The 16,253-nt window shown below is 61.4% G+C and carries 10 protein-coding genes; 9 read left to right on the top strand and 1 reads right to left on the bottom strand.

Going from position 1 to position 16,253, the window contains the following annotated elements; genetic code table 11:
* Positions 1-128 precede the first annotated feature (128 nt).
* From LMJ29_RS13125 to brxL, 9 genes are read left to right on the top strand one after another with little or no spacing between them, the layout of a single operon-like run.
* A complete protein-coding gene (locus LMJ29_RS13125) occupies positions 129-629 on the top strand; it encodes a BrxE family protein (RefSeq protein WP_229605968.1) in 501 nt (166 codons plus the stop codon).
* The gene (locus LMJ29_RS13120; RefSeq protein WP_229605967.1) at positions 626-1,411 is read left to right on the top strand and encodes a BrxA family protein; all 786 of its coding nucleotides are present in this window, start codon (positions 626-628) and stop codon (positions 1,409-1,411) included. The genes LMJ29_RS13125 and LMJ29_RS13120 overlap by 4 nt, the downstream gene beginning before the upstream one ends.
* Entirely contained in the window at positions 1,392-1,964 is a 573-nt protein-coding gene (locus LMJ29_RS13115) for a BREX protein BrxB domain-containing protein (protein WP_229605966.1), read from the top strand. Before LMJ29_RS13120 ends, LMJ29_RS13115 begins: the two co-directional genes overlap by 20 nt.
* Positions 1,965-1,979: 15 nt before the next feature.
* A complete protein-coding gene (brxC, locus tag LMJ29_RS13110; RefSeq protein WP_229605965.1) occupies positions 1,980-5,618 on the top strand; it encodes a BREX system P-loop protein BrxC in 3,639 nt (1,212 codons plus the stop codon).
* 3 nt (positions 5,619-5,621) lie between these two features.
* Complete coding sequence (locus tag LMJ29_RS13105; RefSeq protein ID WP_229605964.1) at positions 5,622-7,526, top strand: BREX-1 system adenine-specific DNA-methyltransferase PglX; 1,905 nt, start codon at positions 5,622-5,624, stop codon at positions 7,524-7,526.
* Positions 7,523-9,442: a BREX-1 system adenine-specific DNA-methyltransferase PglX gene (locus LMJ29_RS13100; RefSeq protein WP_229605963.1), complete on the top strand. Its 1,920-nt coding sequence runs from the start codon at positions 7,523-7,525 to the stop codon at positions 9,440-9,442. Before LMJ29_RS13105 ends, LMJ29_RS13100 begins: the two co-directional genes overlap by 4 nt.
* Positions 9,439-11,289, top strand: coding sequence for a DUF262 domain-containing protein (locus LMJ29_RS13095; RefSeq protein WP_229605962.1), 1,851 nt, complete (start codon positions 9,439-9,441; stop codon positions 11,287-11,289). Before LMJ29_RS13100 ends, LMJ29_RS13095 begins: the two co-directional genes overlap by 4 nt.
* On the top strand, positions 11,289-13,811 hold the full coding sequence (locus tag LMJ29_RS13090) for a PglZ domain-containing protein (protein WP_229605961.1): 2,523 nt from the start codon (positions 11,289-11,291) through the stop codon (positions 13,809-13,811). Before LMJ29_RS13095 ends, LMJ29_RS13090 begins: the two co-directional genes overlap by 1 nt.
* Before the next feature lie 3 nt (positions 13,812-13,814).
* Complete coding sequence (brxL, locus tag LMJ29_RS13085) at positions 13,815-15,893, top strand: BREX system Lon protease-like protein BrxL (protein WP_229605960.1); 2,079 nt, start codon at positions 13,815-13,817, stop codon at positions 15,891-15,893.
* Positions 15,894-15,941: 48 nt separating this feature from the next.
* Here the strand turns inward: brxL and LMJ29_RS13080 are convergent, their stop codons facing one another.
* Complete coding sequence (locus tag LMJ29_RS13080; RefSeq protein ID WP_229605959.1) at positions 15,942-16,244, bottom strand: hypothetical protein; 303 nt, start codon at positions 16,242-16,244, stop codon at positions 15,942-15,944.
* Positions 16,245-16,253: the final 9 nt, after the last annotated feature.

Genomic DNA, 16,253 nt, shown 5'->3' with positions numbered 1-16,253 from the left:
GTGTAGTCTCCAGCCCTGGATGTAGAGCTGCTACTAACCTGATCTATTCATCCAAGATTTCTGCCCCAAATCGATGCATCACCCCTTATGATTCAGTCATTTGCCAGTCGAACGACGAGATGCCACCCATGATCAAGGACGCCCAGACCATTGCCGAGCTGCGAGTGCTCGTCGGCTACCTCGGTGAGCAGCAGCCAGCTTGGTGGCCCAGCCAGTTCTACAGTCCCACCGCCGCGGCCTTCTTGGGCCCCGTGTTTACCCGTTCCACCGCTCTGGCGCAGTACCAGGGCGTGACCGCCGCCGCCGCTCGCAAGCACGAGGAGCACATCGGAGAGGGCCGTACCTTCCACCTGTTCAGGCTCCCCGAGATCCTTGAGCAGTCAGCCGCTGCTGTGTTCTCTGACAAGGCCTTCGAGGCGAGCATCCGCGGCTCGGTCGCCAGTCGTGATCAGGCGCTGGCACGCCTGGCTGAGCAGGCAGGAAGCACAGCCAGTGCCAGTGAAGGGCCGGTGGTTGTGGGCGATCTGACGGATGAGCTGGGGAATGCCCTGAAGTCCTGTGCCGCGCTATACCTGGATGCGTTCAGCAAGGGTATCCAGTGTTTCCCCTACCTGCGGGAGGCGCAGTGAGCGCAGCACGTTTCTACACCACCCAGCTCCAGGCGGGGCTGGGGCTCATCGAGGAGACGCGGCTGTTGCTCGGGCTGTACGAGCCTGGCATGAGCACCAGCGAGCTGTCTGACAAGGCCCTGGCCTCGGGATTGTTCCCTCTGGTCTCGGCTCGCCGCCTGCACAATATCGTCAGCGAGTGCTTTGCCCCGCGCTACCTGCGTACGCCGGGAACGGCTGCTGCGCTCAAGCGCCTGGCCGGTAGCCTGACGCGCCAGGAGTTCAGTCAGCTGCTGTTCCTGCAAACAGCGCGGGCCAACCTGATCCTGGATGAGTTCGTCCGCGAGGAGTACTGGCCGCACTACAGCGCCGGACGCGACAGCCTGTCCCTGGATGAGGCGCGCGAGTTCGTGCTGACCGGCGTGCGTGAGGGCAAGACACAGAAGTCTTGGTCGGACACCACCATCAAGCGGGTTTCTTCCTACCTGATCGGCTGCTGCGCCGATTACGAGCTGCTGTCCGCCAATGCGCGTGGCCCGCGGCGTATTCTGCCTTTCCGCATCCTGCCCAAGGTGGCCGCCTACCTGGCCTACGACCTCAAGTTTCAGGGGCTGGGTGACAACCAGATTGTCGGCCACAGCGATTGGCAGCTGTTCGGCCTTGAGCGCGAAGACGTGCGCGAAGAGTTCAAGCGCCTGTCGCTGCAAGGCTTCCTGATCATGCAGTCCGCTGCCGAGGTCACTCACATCAGCTGGACGCACAAGCACATGGACGAGGTGATCGATGTCCTCACTCAAGGCTGACTTCAACGAGCTGATCGAACGCATCCGCCAGGGGCGCGAGTTCGGTCACGCCAGTTTCGAGCCGATTTTCTACCTGGTGTTCCATCCGGAGCAGATCCTGGAGGTGAAGCGCCTCCAGCCCGCCTGGGAGGCTCGCCTGCGCAACGATGGTTGGGATGTGCATACCTTCTCCATCGCTGAGGAGATCGCCGACATCCTCGGCAAGGCCCCGCTGCGCAAGATCTGGCTGGCAGCAGACCAACGTGCCCCGCAGTCCTGGGAGAAGACCAATGCCTCCCTGGCCAATGCAATTGCCAATGGCGCGCTCCAGGATCGCCTGGAGGCCAAGCTCAGTACCCTCGAAGGCAAGCCCAAGGCCATCCTGCTGGTCTCCGATCTGGAGGCCCTGCACCCCTTCATGCGGATCGGCGTCATCGAAGGGAAGCTGCAAGGCAAATTCCACGTGCCCACCGTGTTCTTCTACCCCGGCGTGCGCACTGGCAAGACCCGTCTGAAATTCCTCGGTTTCTACCCCGAGGACGGCAACTACCGCTCGGTGCATGTCGGCGGCTAAGGAATAGAGATTCGTATGGAAATCAAACAGCTTTTCGACCCCAGCAAAGACATCTACCGCAGCATCGAGAAAGTTATCACCTACGGCGTCTCCCAGGAGGCGCGCCTCAAGGCAGAGATTGCCGAGTACGTGGTGACCGACAGCATCGACGAACAATTCAACAAGCTGCTGCTGAAGATGCAGGCGGCCATGGATGCCGGCGGTGAGAACGAAGTGGGCGTCTGGGTGTCCGGCTTCTACGGCTCGGGCAAGAGCTCGCTGACCAAGTACCTCGGCCTGGCCTTCGATGACAGCATCAAGATCGATGGCGTCCCGTTCATTCAGCACCTGCAAGACCGGCTGAAGAAGACCACCACCCGTCAGCTGCTGAGTACCGTCGCCAAGCGCTTCCCGGCCGCGGTGCTGATGCTCGACCTGGCCAGCGAGCAGGTGGCCGGTGCCACCATGGAAGAGGTCTCCACCGTCCTCTACTACAAGGTGCTGCAATGGGCCGGCTACTCGCGCAACCTCAAGGTCGCGGCTCTGGAGCGCAAGCTGAAGAAAGAGGGGCGCTACCAGGAGTTCCTCGACTTGTTCAAGGACATGGCTGGCGGCGAGGAGTGGCACAACTACCGTAACGACGAACTGGTCGTGGACAGCCTGGTTCCGGCCCTGGCTCACCAGCTCTACCCGAATCTGTTCAAGACCGAGAGCTCCTTCAGCACCGAGGCCAGCGAGGTCATCCGCTTCGAGAACGACCGCGTCCAGGAGATGCTGGAAATCGCCCGTGAGGCCTCCGGCAAGGACTACATCATCTTCATCATCGATGAAGTGGGTCAGTACGTCGGCTCGCGCCCGAACCTGATCCTCAACCTCGATGGCCTGGCCAAGAACCTCAAGGCGCTCGGTGATGGCAAGGTCTGGATCATCGGTACCGCGCAGCAGACCCTGACCGAGGATGATCCGCGCGCCTCGCTCAACTCGCCGCAGCTGTTCAAGCTCAAAGACCGTTTCCCGATCCAGATCGATCTGGAAGCCAACGACATCAAGGAAATCTGCTACACCCGCCTGCTGGGCAAGTCCCCGCAAGGGGCTGCCGAGCTGGGCGCACTGTTCGATCAGCATGGCCAAGCGCTGCGTCACCACACCAAGCTCGAGGATGCCCGCGCCTACGGCACGGATTTCGACAAGACCACCTTCATCAACCTGTATCCCTTCCTGCCGGCGCACTTCGACATCCTGCTGCACCTGCTGGGCGCCCTGGCGCGCTCCACCGGTGGCATCGGCCTGCGCTCGGCGATCAAGGTGATCCAGGATGTGCTGGTTGAGCCAGGTGAGGGCAAGACCCCGATTGCCGATCAGCCGGTAGGCTGGCTGGCCACCACTGTGACCCTGTATGACGCCTTGGAGAAGGACATCCAGCGCGCCTTCGCCAGCATCCACAAGGCCGTCGACAGCGTCTGCAAGATCCGCTTCAGCCACTCGCCGATCCACCAGAACATCGCCAAGACCGTGGGCGTGTTGCAAATCCTCGGCAACCTGCCGATCACCCGGCAGAACGTCAGCGGCCTGATGCATGGCAGCATCGCCTCGCCCAGCCAGGCAGAAGCGATCAAGCAGGCGGTCGAGGAGCTGATCACCGACCCCATCGTGCCTTTTGGCGAGCAGGATGGTTTCCTGCGCTTCTTTAGCGAAAAGCTCAATGACATCGAACAGGAGCGCAGCCAGATTCCGCTGCGCTCCGTCGAAGTCAAGCGCATTGCCAACAACGCCCTGACCGCGGCCTACAACCCGCTGCCGAGCACCCAGCTGCACGGTTCTCTGGCGGTGCAAACCGGCCTCAAGGCGCAGAGCCAGGGCGGCCTGCCGGTTGCTCTGGCTGGAGAACGCAACACCATCCAGACCATCGTCGAGCTGGTCGACCCGAAGGACTACGACGCCACCCGCACCCGCATGGTGGATGAGTCGCGCCACAAGCAGGCGCAGTACCAGATCTTCCTGGTCGGGCGTACCACGCCGGAAATCGACGACCTGACGGCCGAGATCTATCGCTGCAAGGAAATCGCCAACAAATACCGCACCGATCCCGACCAGGAGGTCAAGGAGTACTGCAATGGCCAGTCGGATCGTGCCAATCGCCTGACCGCCGAGCTGGAGCGCCTGATCAAGCGCAGCCTGCTGCAAGGCTCCTTCATCTTCCGTGGCCAACCCAACGCCGTGGAGAACCTGGGCAGCGAGCTGGCTGACGCCGCGCGCAAGCACCTGACGGAGGTCGCCGAGCAGGTCTTCGACCGTTACAGCGAAGCCCCCGTACGAGCGGCCACTGAGCTGGCTGAGAAGTTCCTTCGCGCAGGTAGCCTCACCGGCATCTCGACGCCGCTCGATCCGCTTGGTCTGGTACAGGTAAACGCCGGCAAGGCCAGCATCCGTACCGATCACAAGGCACTGGTCAGCATTCGTGACCATATCGACCGCCTCGGGGTCGTCGAGGGCAAGAGTCTCAGCGACAGGTTTGCCGATGCACCGTTCGGCTGGTCGCCGGACACCCTGCGCTATCTGCTGGCCGCCTTGCTGATGGCGGGTGAAATCAAGCTGAAGGTGGGCGGGCGTGAAGTGACCGTCAATGGCCAACAGGCCATCGATGCCCTGAAGACCAACAACAGCTTCAAGAGCGTTGGCGTCTCCCTGCGCGAGGATAAGCCCTCGATGGAGATGCTCGCCCTGGCCTCGGCTCGCCTGACCGAGCTGAGCGGCGATCTGGTCGTGCCGCTGGAAGATGCCATCAGCAAGGCCACCACCAAGCTGTTTCCCAACCTGCAACAGCGCTATGCGCCGCTGGCGGAAAAGCTCAAGAGCCTGGGGCTGCCGGGCGTGGATCGCCTGGATAGCCTCAGTCGGGACATCGCCGATGTGCTGCTGACCGATGCCTCCGATGCGCCGCAACGACTGGGCAAGCAGGACTCGACTCTCTACGAGAACTTGAAGTGGGCCGCCGAGGTACGCAACAGCCTGGAGCAGGGCCTTGAGCAGACCCTGCGTGAACTCCAGCAGCATCGTCGGGCCATCGAGGGGCTGCCGCACACCGACATTCCTGCCCGACTCAAGGAGGAACTGGCTGAGCCCTTCGCCCAGCTGGAGCAACGCTTGCAGCAGCTGGACTTCCATTGCCACTCAGCCGACTTCAACACCCGCCTGACCCATTTGCGTGCCCAGGTGAGCAGTGCTGCCGAGTCCATGCAGGCAGCTCAGGCCGAGCGCCTGAAAGAGGCCGAAGTCGACTTGCAGCGTGTGCCCGAGTGGGTCGAGCTGACCCTGCAAGAGCAGCAGGAGCTGCTTGGCAAACTGGAGGGGCTGATCCTCCAGGTGCAACCGGACATCGCCGGCCTGCAAGCCCTGGTCAACCGCGACTACGAGATCCACAGCCAGGTGCAGCAGCTCAAGCTGCGCATCGAGCGCCTGGGCCGCGAGCGCCTGCAAGAGCGGATCAAGTCCGAGCAGCAGGAAAAGGAGCAGGAGGGCGTGCAGGAGGCCAAGACCATCACCCGCAGCTTCAAGGCCCGCGGCCGCATCACCTCGCTGTCCGACCTGGACGCCATGATCCAGGCGTTGCAAAAGCTCAAGAGCGAACTGAAGTACGCCCACGCCTTCGAGCTGGATGTGCAGGTGGAGGAGTAAACCGTGGCTTTCGATCAAAGCACCCGCAACCGCCTGCAAAAGCTGGTCAGTGATTGTCGCAGGCTGCTCAGTGACGAGTTCAGCATCCAGTTGCAGCAGACCTACGGCATCGACCCCAACAGTGGCGAGGTGGCCAGCCTGGAGCGGGTGACCCACCTGAGCGACCGAGATCGGCAGACCGCCCAGCTGCTGCGCGACACTCTCGCGCACTACCTGGCCGTGGATGAGGACGACAAGGCCCATCGCATCGCCGCCATCGACCGCATCATCCGCGAGCAGGCCTTCACCGTGCTCAACCGCCTGGCCGCCCTGCTGATGATGGAAGCACGCGGCCTGCTGGTGGCGGCGGTGGTCAGCCAGGGGCAGCAGTCCCAGGCCTTCGAGCTGTACAAGATGGTCGCCGGCAGTGCCCTGGGCGAAACCGGCGAGGCTTACCGCACCTTCCTGTTCAGCCTGTTCGATGAGTTCGCCATCGACCTGCCGGCGCTGTTCGACCGCCATGCTGCCCAGGGTCGTCTGTTCCCCCGCGAGCCGGCCTTGCTGGCCGTGCTGGAGGCGCTGAACCACCACGAAATCCAGCCGCTGTGGGCCGAGGACGAAACCATCGGCTGGATCTACCAGTACTTCAACTCCAAGGAAGAGCGCAAAGCCATGCGCGATGCCAGCCAGGCGCCGCGCAACAGCCGCGAACTGGCGGTGCGCAACCAGTTCTTCACCCCGCGCTATGTGGTGGAGTTCCTGGTCGACAACACCCTGGGGCGCCTGTGGTTCAACGCCACGGGCGGGCAAACCGAGTTGCGCGAGCGTTGTCAGTACCTGCTGGCCAAGCCGGACGAGCAGCCGCAGGCCAGCGCCCGCCTGCGCGACCCGCGCACCCTTAAGCTGCTCGATCCGGCCTGCGGGTCGATGCACTTTGGCCTGTACGCCTTCGACCTGTTCTTGCAGCTCTATCAGGAAGCCTGGGACTGGGAGCAGGCCCATGGCCCTGGTTCGCTGGATGTGTCCACCCAGCCGAATGCCGGCCTGCTGCCGCTCAGCCACACCTATGCCGACTGCGAGGCCTACCTGCGCGATGCGCCACGGCTGATTGTCGAGCACAACATCTACGGCGTGGACATCGACCCGCGCGCCGCGCAGATCGCCTCCTTGGCGCTGTGGCTGCGGGCGCAGCGCGCCTGGCACGATGCGGGGGTCAAGGCCCAGGAGCGCCCGGATGTGGGGCGTGGCCATGTGGTGGCTGCGGTGGCTCCGCCAGCCGAGCGTGAGCTGCGTCAGCAGTTCGCCGCCAGCCTCGACAAGCGCGATGCCGAGCTGTTCGAGAAGACCCTGCAACTGCTCAGGGGGTTGCCGGAGCTGGGTGTGCTGTTGCAAGTCGAGCGTGAACTGCCCAGCCTGATTCGCCAGGTCTATGTCGGCACCGGCACTGGCCTGTTTGCTGCGGAGGAGCAGGAAAGTTGGGAGCAGGCTGAAGCTCGCCTGAGTACGGCGCTGGTCGAGTTTGCCCAGGCGGCGAAATCGACCTACCAGGGGCAATTGTTTGCTCAGGATGCCTTGGAGGGGCTACGGCTGATCGACCTTTGCCGTGAAGTCTTCGATGTGGTGGTGATGAACCCGCCGTTCGGTGCGTTGGCGGCCAACACCAAGGATCGGCTGGTCAAGGCCTACCCGCGCAGCAAGAACGATTTGCTGGCCATCATGGTGGAGCGTGGGTTGGAACTGCTGCGCATCGGCGGGCGGCTGGGAGCGATTACTTCGCGCACCTGTTTCTTCCTGTCCAGCTTCCAGAAATGGCGCGAGGACGTGGTGCTGGGCATCGGCCGCCCCGAGGTGATGGCTGACCTGGGTTATGGCGTGATGGACGACGCGATGGTGGAAGCCGCCGCCTATGTGTTGGAGAAGCAAGCATGACCACTTTCTTGCGCCTACTGGCGGATAAAGAAAAAGCCACCAATCTGCTGGCTAGTTGCACGGCCTTGCGTTCGGGGGAAAGTGATGCACGGGTGTTTCAGGTGGCGCCTGAATCGTTTCGGGGAGTGCCCGGAGCTCCGTTTGCGTATTGGGTTTCGGAAGCCGTTAGGCAGACCTTTGCGTATCAACCACCTCTACAAACACAGAGCAGAATCGCTGCGATTGGGGCCTCAACGAAAGACGACGGGCGATTTCTTCGCCTGAACTGGGAGATATCACCTAGTGAAGGCCGATATCCATCTTTTGCAAAGGGAGGGTATTACTCACCCTTCTACGCAGATATCCCACTCACGATTCGTTGGGAAGACGATGGGCGCGAGGCTAAGACATTTGTAAGCGACTATCGAGAAAGCAGGGGCTGGAGCCCCCATTGGAAGGCCGAGCTACACAATCCGCATTGCTATTTCCGCTCCGGCCTCACCTGGCCGCGGCGAACGCAAGGCGGCCTCAGTCTGCGTGCCATGCCCCAGGGCTGCATATTTGCCGACAAAGGTCCGGCCGCGTTCGTCGCCGACGACGCGCCCGATGCCTTGCTGGCGCTTCTTGCCCTGGTGAACAGTCAAGCCTTTGGCTTGTTGGTATCGTTGCAGATGGCGTTCGGCTCATACGAAGTCGGTGTTATCCAGAAGACTCCTGTTCCCGACTTTAACGCCGACCAACAAGAGACGCTTGCCGCCCTGGCCCGTCGCGCTTGGTCGCTCAAGCGCGCACTCGACACCATCGAAGAAGTCTCGCATGCCTTCGCGCTGCCTGCTGTGCTGCGCGCCCGTCTGGGCGATTACGACCCACCTGCCATCGAAGCGGAGCTTTCGCGAATCCAGGCGGAGATTGATGATATCGCCTTTGACCTCTACGGCTTTTCCGAGTCCGATCGTGCCGCAGCGTTAGGTGGAGCTGGCGCCGAAGCTGCTGCCGATGAGCCCAACGATGAGGATGAGGGTGACGAAGACGAGGTGGTGGATGATGCACCGAGCAGCGACGCGCTGCTGTCCTGGGCAGTCGGTGTCGCCTTTGGTCGCTTCGACTGGCGCCTGGCCACCGGTGAGCGTGTTGCACCGCCCGAGCCGGAGCCCTTCGATCCGCTGCCGGCCAAAAGCCCCGGTATGTTGCCGGATGGCGCCACGCCTTTCCATCAGCATGCCGGCATCCTGGTGGACGACCAGGGCCATACCCACGACCTGGCCCGCCTGGTCGAACAGGTGCTGGAAACCGTTGATGCGCCGGTGGTTGAGGACGTGCGCCGTTGGCTGCAAAAAGACTTCTTCGCCTTCCACCTCAAGCGCTACTCCAAGAGTCGCCGCAAGGCACCGATCTACTGGCCGCTGGCGACTGCTTCCGGTAGCTACACGCTGTGGCTCTACTACCCCAGCCTGAGCGACCAGACTCTGTTCACCGCCGTCAACGACTTCGTTGATCCAAAGCTGGAGGATGTGCGCAAGGAGCTGCAAACCCTGCGCGACAAGGGCGCCGGCCGCAGCAAGCAGGACGAAAAGCGTCTAGAGGCCCTGGCCAGCCTGGAGCACGAGCTGGCCGACCTGCGCGACAGCCTGCTGGAAATCGCCCCCAACTACCGCCCCAACCACGACGACGGTGTGCAGATCACTGCGGCCCCGCTCTGGAAGCTGTTCCGCCTCAAGCCCTGGCAGAAGGTGCTGAAAGACACCTGGGCCAAGCTGGAAAAGGGCGACTACGACTGGGCACACCTGGCGATGAACTACTGGCCGCAGCGGGTTCGCGACAAGTGCGTCACCGACAAGTCGCTGGCCATCGCTCACGGGTTGGAGCATCTGTACGTCGAGCCTGAACCCACCCCGAAGAAAACCCGTGGTCGCAAGAAAGCAGGGAGCACCGAATGAGCATCATGCAGCAATCCAGCAAAGCCCAGGACAGAACACTGGGCGTCTGGTTCCAGAGCATCCAGCAGGGGCAGGTAAAGCTGCCGCGTTTCCAGCGTTTCGAGGCTTGGGATCGCAATAGGGTGACCGGGTTTCTCAATACCATCATCAACAACCTGCCCGTGGGCGTGACCCTGGCGCTCGAGGTGGGTGATCTCGAGAAGTTCGAGTCACGCTACATCTCTACCGCGGAGCCTCCGGCAGCAGGGCGTGTTAACCAGCACCTGCTTGATGGTCAGCAGCGTCTGACAGCTTTCTGGCGCTCGATGCACAACAACTACAAGTGGGAAACCTACTTCGTCTATCTGCCGCAGTTCGACCGTTACTACGATGAGCCGGGCGATGAGGTGGAGGTCTGCTGCATTCCCCGCTGGATCAACAAGAATGGCCTGCGCATGCCCCGTTGGGCGGATGAGCCCCGGAGTAGTTTCGAGCGCGGGTTCGTACCCATTTCCCTGCTGCGTCCTGGCGACTTGGTGGGCGAAATCGATGCCTGGCTGGCCAGCGCGACCAACCACTTGCGGCCGAGCAAGGGCGATCCCGATGCCTGGGACAAGATGGAGAGCTACAACGCATTGCGCGAGCAGTTCAAGAACGAGCTCAACACCCTGCGCGAGCGGGTAACGCACTTCAACCTGCCTTATCTCTCGTTACCAGCCGACACGTCCAAGGAAGTGGCTCTACAGGTGTTCATCAACATGAATACCAACAGCAAGCCGCTTTCGCTGTACGACATCATCGTTGCGGAGGTCGAGAACGTCGCGGGCCGCTCGCTGCATGAGCTTCAGGTTGCACTGAATGATAAGTGCCCGCACGTCAGCCGTTACAGTGAGCTGGGCGACCTGATCCTGTCCACGTCGGCGCTGCTTCAGGAGAAAATCCCCAGTACGCGCGGCATGGTGGAAATGTCCAAGCCGCTCATGCTGGACAACTGGTCGACGCTTGAGCGTGGCTTGGAGCGCATGGCGGCGTTGTTGGCGAGCCAGGGCATCTACGACTCTGCACGGTTGCCTACCAACGCCGTGCTGGCCGTATTGGCAGCCAGCTATGCACTGATCCCGGAGCATGGAGACTTCCTGGGCAATGCGGAGAAACTGCTGCGCCGTTATCTGTGGTCGTCCTTCTTCAGTGACCGTTACGAGAATTCAGCTGCATCGCGGGCCTTTGCCGACTTCAAGGCGTTGAAGCTGCTCCTGCAAAAGAAGGACTTTACGGATGAAGATCTTGCAGCGGTGCCTGTTCTGGATCGCTCCCAGCATCCGCTGGCGACCATAGATGAGCTGATGAGTGCAGGTTGGCCGAAGGGGACTGGTATCGAGGCGCGAGCCATCATGGCGGTGACGACCTACCTCGGGGCAGTCGACTTCGCCGACCACAAGCCGGCCTCGTACGAGAGCTTGCAGGGGCGGGAGTACCACCACGTCTTCCCTGATGCGTTGCTGGCTGAGGCCAATATCCCAAGCTATCTGGCGCTCAACTGTGCGCTGATCACCTGGAAAACCAATCGAAGCATTGGGCGCAAGGATCCTCTCGACTATCTGAAGGATCGTGTGGATTGGGCTGGCGAAGACACCGTGCGCCAGCGTCTCAAAACTCACCTGATCGACTATGACGATCTGGCCAGGGCGCATTATGGCGCTGTCAGCGGTGACGAGTTCGTAAAGCGGTTGAACGGAGACTTCACCGCATTCTTGCATAACCGAGCCCTGCTGGTTGAGGCTGCAATGAAGCAGATGGCTGAGGGGGAATCTCCCGATGTATCCGGCCTCTGGTCGGTGCTCAATGCTGTTGAAGAGGCTGTTGTTTGATGAGTATTCAGACCTTCATCCAACAGGAAATCCTCGCGCCGCGGCTGTCGAAGCGCGGCGTGTTGGTCGTTTACGACCCGGAGCGGCGCTATAGGGAAACCTGCCTGGCGTTGGCTGATGAGCGCTGCGAGGTGGTAGACGCCTCCGAGAGCAGCATCCTCAGCCGCGAGCAGGCGAGCAAGGCGCTAGTCGCACTGGGCAAAGGGCTGCTGGACAAGCTGCTGGTCTATGTTCCGGTCGCTCAGCCACTGACCGAGGAGGCCAAGCAGTCTGATCCTTTCGCAGCCTATGGCGCCTGCGGTGAGGTTTTCCCCGCTGGCGACAGCGACAGTTTCCTCAGCCTGTGTCTGAAGGCCAAACCCGATCAGACCATAGCCATCCGGCAGATCTTCGAGGATGACTCCAACCCGAGTTTTGCGGTGATCGATGCTGTCGGTGGCGGCCTGGGTTGGCCGAACCTACGTTCATTGCTCAAGGCGGAGTCCAGCCGAGACATTCTGTTCTCCCTGCTGGCGCCGAGTGCCCAGCAAGAGACTGCACTCAAGGACAGTGATACCTGGGTAGGCGAAGCTCGCGATCTGCTGAAGAGCAGCATTGGTCTGTCGCTGAAGACCAAAGGCAAGACCTGGTCGTCGATTGCCAACGAGCTGTGGCGTTTCGTGCTGTTCAGCGAGTTCGTCTTCGATCTGCCCGAGCAGTTGCCCGCGGCATTGGTCGACATTCCGCGGGCGGACAGCATCGCCAAGCCGGTGATCGAAGGGCTCTGCGATGATCTGCGCAATGATCGCCGCACCCAGGGCCTGTATATCGACAGAGCCGAGGAAATCGAAACCGAGCTGGGACTGGTCGAGCACTGCGCTCAACTGGTCGATCTAGGCCAGCGGGATACCTTCCCTTTCGAGGAGCGTACCTTCCTCAATCGCGCCATCGCTGCGATCCTGAGCGACGACACTGACCAGGTGCGGCGGATTCTGGAGCAGCACCAGCGTTCGGTGTGGACGGGTAAGGGTGAGAGCCATGGCCAGTGGGATCTGTTGCGCTCGGCTCTGGAGCTGATGCAGAGCTGTGAAGACCTGGATCGTCAGTTGGGTGATCACACCCGCAACCTGGAAACCTTGCTGGAGTTCTACGTGGGCTCGCTGCGCGAGGTGGATCGTCTGCATCGCGAGTTCGAGCAGGCTGTCAGTGACTTCGAGTGGCAGGATGCCGATGGCGTGATGACGCCCGTCAAGCAGCAGGCCCGCAAGCAGTACGGCAAGTTGGCCGAGAAGGTACAGCTGGTCTTTACCCGTCACTTGCAGAGCAGTGGTTGGCCGCTGCCGGGCTATCTCGCCAACGCGGATGTATTCGACCGAATGGTCGCGCCCAAGCTGCAACAGAACGGCCGCAAGATCGCCTACCTGATGATCGATGCCTTGCGCTATGAGCTGGGCGTAGCCTTGGAAAGGCAGCTGGCAGGGGATGGGGTTGTCGAGCTGAAGACCGCTTTGGTGCAGCTGCCCAGTGTGACTCCAGTCGGCATGGCCAGCCTGTTGCCGGGAGCTGGCCAGCAGCTGTTCCTGCGCAATGCTGAGCAGAGCATTCAGCCCATGCTGGGCGATCAGGTGGTCAACACCGTGGCGCAGCGCATGGAAGTGTTCAGGAAGCGGTATGGCCAGCGGTTTGCCGAAAGCAGGCTGGAAGATTTCGTGCGGGATCGGGTTGATTTTGGTGCCGACATCGATCTGCTGGTGCTGCGTGCAGTGGAGATCGATAGCCACTTCGAGAACCATCCGGACACCGCGCCTGCGGAAATCACCAACGCGCTCAAGCGCATCCGCGTGGCCGTGCATAAGCTGACCCAGCGTGGCTTCCATGAAGTCGTGATTGCCACTGACCATGGGTTCTTCATGAACAACCATGCGGGGGCAGGGGACGTGTGCAGCAAGCCGACCGGCAACTGGCTGGTCGTGCATGACCGCTGCGCTCTGGGTGATGGCAGCGCAGACGCCAATCACTTGGTGATGAGTAGCGACAAGCTGGGTATCCGTGGTGACTTCGCCAAGTTTGCTGGGCCGCAAACGCTCGCCGCCTATCGCAGTGGCCTGCTGTACTACCACGGTGGTGCTTCACTGCAAGAATGCGTGGTACCGGTCATCACCATGCAGCTGAAAGCCCAGGAGCAGCCGAGCCTCAACAAGGCGGCGATCAGTATCTCTTACAAGAACGGCGCCAAGCGCATCACCACGCGGGTGCCGGTGATCGATGTGGCTGTCGAGGCAGCAGACATGTTCTCGACCGAGAGCGATTTCGAGATCCTGCTGGAGGCTCACAACAGCAAGGGCGAGGTGGTGGGTGAGGCCAAGGCCGGTGGCGTGGTCAACCCGGCAACCGGTACGCTGACGCTCAAGGCCGGGGACAAGGTGCAAGTCACTCTGAAAATGCAGATGGAGTTCGAAGGCAAATTCAAGGTGAAGGCACTGAACCCGAAGACCAACGCCATTTACAGCCAGATCGAGCTGGAAACGGACTACGCGGTGTAAGCCATGGATACCCTGGATCAGAAGCTCACGTCGACGTTCGACGGCAAGGTAGTGCGCAAGGATCTGTTGCATCGGATCAAGAAGGGCACCAACGTGCCGACCTTCGTACTGGAGTTCCTCCTGGCGCGCTTCTGTGCCAGTGATGACGACGCTGAGATCCAGGCTGGTCTGGAGGCAGTGCTCGACACGCTTAACGAGAACTATGTGCGGCCCAACGAGGCAAACGCAGCCCAGTCGAAGGTGGCTACCAAGGGCAAGCATCGCTTCATCGACAAGGTGCACGTCAATTACGTCGAGAAGGATCGCCGCCACTGGGCTGCGCTGGAGAACTTCGACTCGCGCAAGGTGGCGATCAGCGAGAAGTACTACCGCGATCACGACCGTCTGTTGCAAGGCGGTCTGTGGGCCGAGGTGACCCTGGCCTTCAACGAGATCGAAGACGACGACTACGCCTTCTACGTTGAGGATCTGCGCCCGATCCAGATGAGCCGCTTCGACTTCACGCGTTACTGTGAAGGGCGGGAGCAGTTCACTCGGGACGAGTGGCTGGATGTGGTGCTGCGCTCGGTAGGCCTGGAGCCGAGCAAGCTGTCGCCGCGGGTGAAGTTGCACTTCATCGCTCGTCTGGCTCCGCTGATCGAGCCCAACTACAACTTTATCGAGCTGGGGCCGCGTGGCACCGGCAAGTCCTACTTCTTCAGCGAGTTCTCGCCCTACTCGACGCTGATTAGCGGTGGCCAGGCCACCAAGGCGACCCTGTTCTACAACAACCAGCGCCACAAGATCGGCCTGGTAGGTTACTGGGACACGGTGGCGTTCGATGAGGTGGGCGGGATCAAGGTCAAGGATCAGGACACCATCCAGATCATGAAGGACTTCATGGCCAACGGGCGTTTCTCCCGAGGGGTGGAAGTCATTGCCGATGCATCCATGGCCTTCGTGGGTAACCTGGATCTTTCGGTCGAGCAGGTCGTCAACTCGGAAGTCCATGACCTGTTCCAGCCGCTGCCCAAGGAGTTCGACCTGGCGGTCCAGGATCGTTTCGCCTGCTACCTGCCGGGCTGGGAAATGCCGAAGAACAGCAGCGAGTTCCTGACCAGTCACTACGGTTTCATCACCGACTACCTGGCTGAAGCCTTCCACTACCAGTTGAAGCAGACCAACCGTTACGAGGAGGTCAGCAAGCGCATCAAGCTGGGGAGGGCGGTTGAGGGTCGTGACGAGAAGGGGATCAAGAAGACCGTTTGTGCCTTCCTGAAGATCCTGCACCCCAATGGCCCGCCGACCGATCAGGAGTTTGCTGAGTACGTGGCCTACGCGGTCGAAGGCCGCCGCCGCGTCAAGGAGCAGATGAACAAGCGCAAGACCGATGACGAGTATGCGCGGATCAATTTGTCCTACCTCGATGCTTCAGGCAACGAGGTGGTGGTCTACTGCCCTGAGTCGCGCAATGCGTCGGCCACTCAGGAGCCGACCCGCAAGAGCATTCACGCCGGCGCAGGGGAGGAGGGGCGTGCTGCGCCTGTGTCCTCCGATCAGCCGGTTGGGGCAGCTCTCGCCACGGTTGAGCAGCCACTTGCAGTCGTGGCCTCTGGCGGCGAAGCAGAGCTTCAAGAGCAGCATTACACCATCCACTACGGTGATACCGGCTACAGCTACGAATCGATAGTGCTTCCCTACTTGAAGGGAGCGAAGACCGTGGAAATCGAAGATCCATATATTCGAGCCAATCACCAGATCCACAACTTCGTGCGCTTCTGCGAGGCGGTGATCAAGTCACCCACGGTCAAGGCCATCAAGCTGACGACCAGCTATGACCAGGACACCGACCTCAAGGACGTTGCGGAACGCCTGGAAGAGCTCAAGCAGAGCCTGCTGGAGATGGATATCGCACTGGAGGTCAGGATCAACGAGAACCTGCATGACCGCGAGATCCGCATCGACAACGGCTGGGTGATCAAGATCGGCCGTGGTCTCGACTTCTTCCAGAAGCCGGACAGCTGGTTCGGCATCGGCGCGAATGACCTGACTCTGCGCCGCTGCCTGGAGACCAAGGTCGATATCTTCAAGGCGAAGGGGTGATCCGGGGCTGTCCGAGCGGAGCTCTCGTTAAGGGCTTTGCTCGGGCAGTCACAGCCAGTGCTCCGGCACCTCGATGCCATAGTTCTTCGCCCCGGTCTTCAGCGTGGCGATGATCTCTGCATGCCGAACCTGGTCGGCAGATTGCCAGGTGGCTCGGCGATCCAACAGGGTTTTCAGCTCGCCCAGGTTGTACATACCCAGACGGTGGAAATTACCCCAGCTCGGGATCCCAAACAGGTTGTAGATCACCACGGTGGCGTCGCGCTCGCTGGCCAGGCGCTTGTCGCCTGTCAGCTTCTCGGCAGCCTCTTCGGCTTCGTCGCGGTCGTCGTAGGTATTGAGCAGTTTCATGCGGTACTT

Origin of the sequence: Pseudomonas oryzagri, assembly GCF_020831405.1 — a bacterium.
In the GTDB taxonomy this organism is placed as follows: domain Bacteria; phylum Pseudomonadota; class Gammaproteobacteria; order Pseudomonadales; family Pseudomonadaceae; genus Geopseudomonas; species Geopseudomonas oryzagri.
The sequence above is the reverse complement of the archived record's forward strand: the minus strand, read 5'-3'. Positions and strand labels throughout refer to the sequence as shown.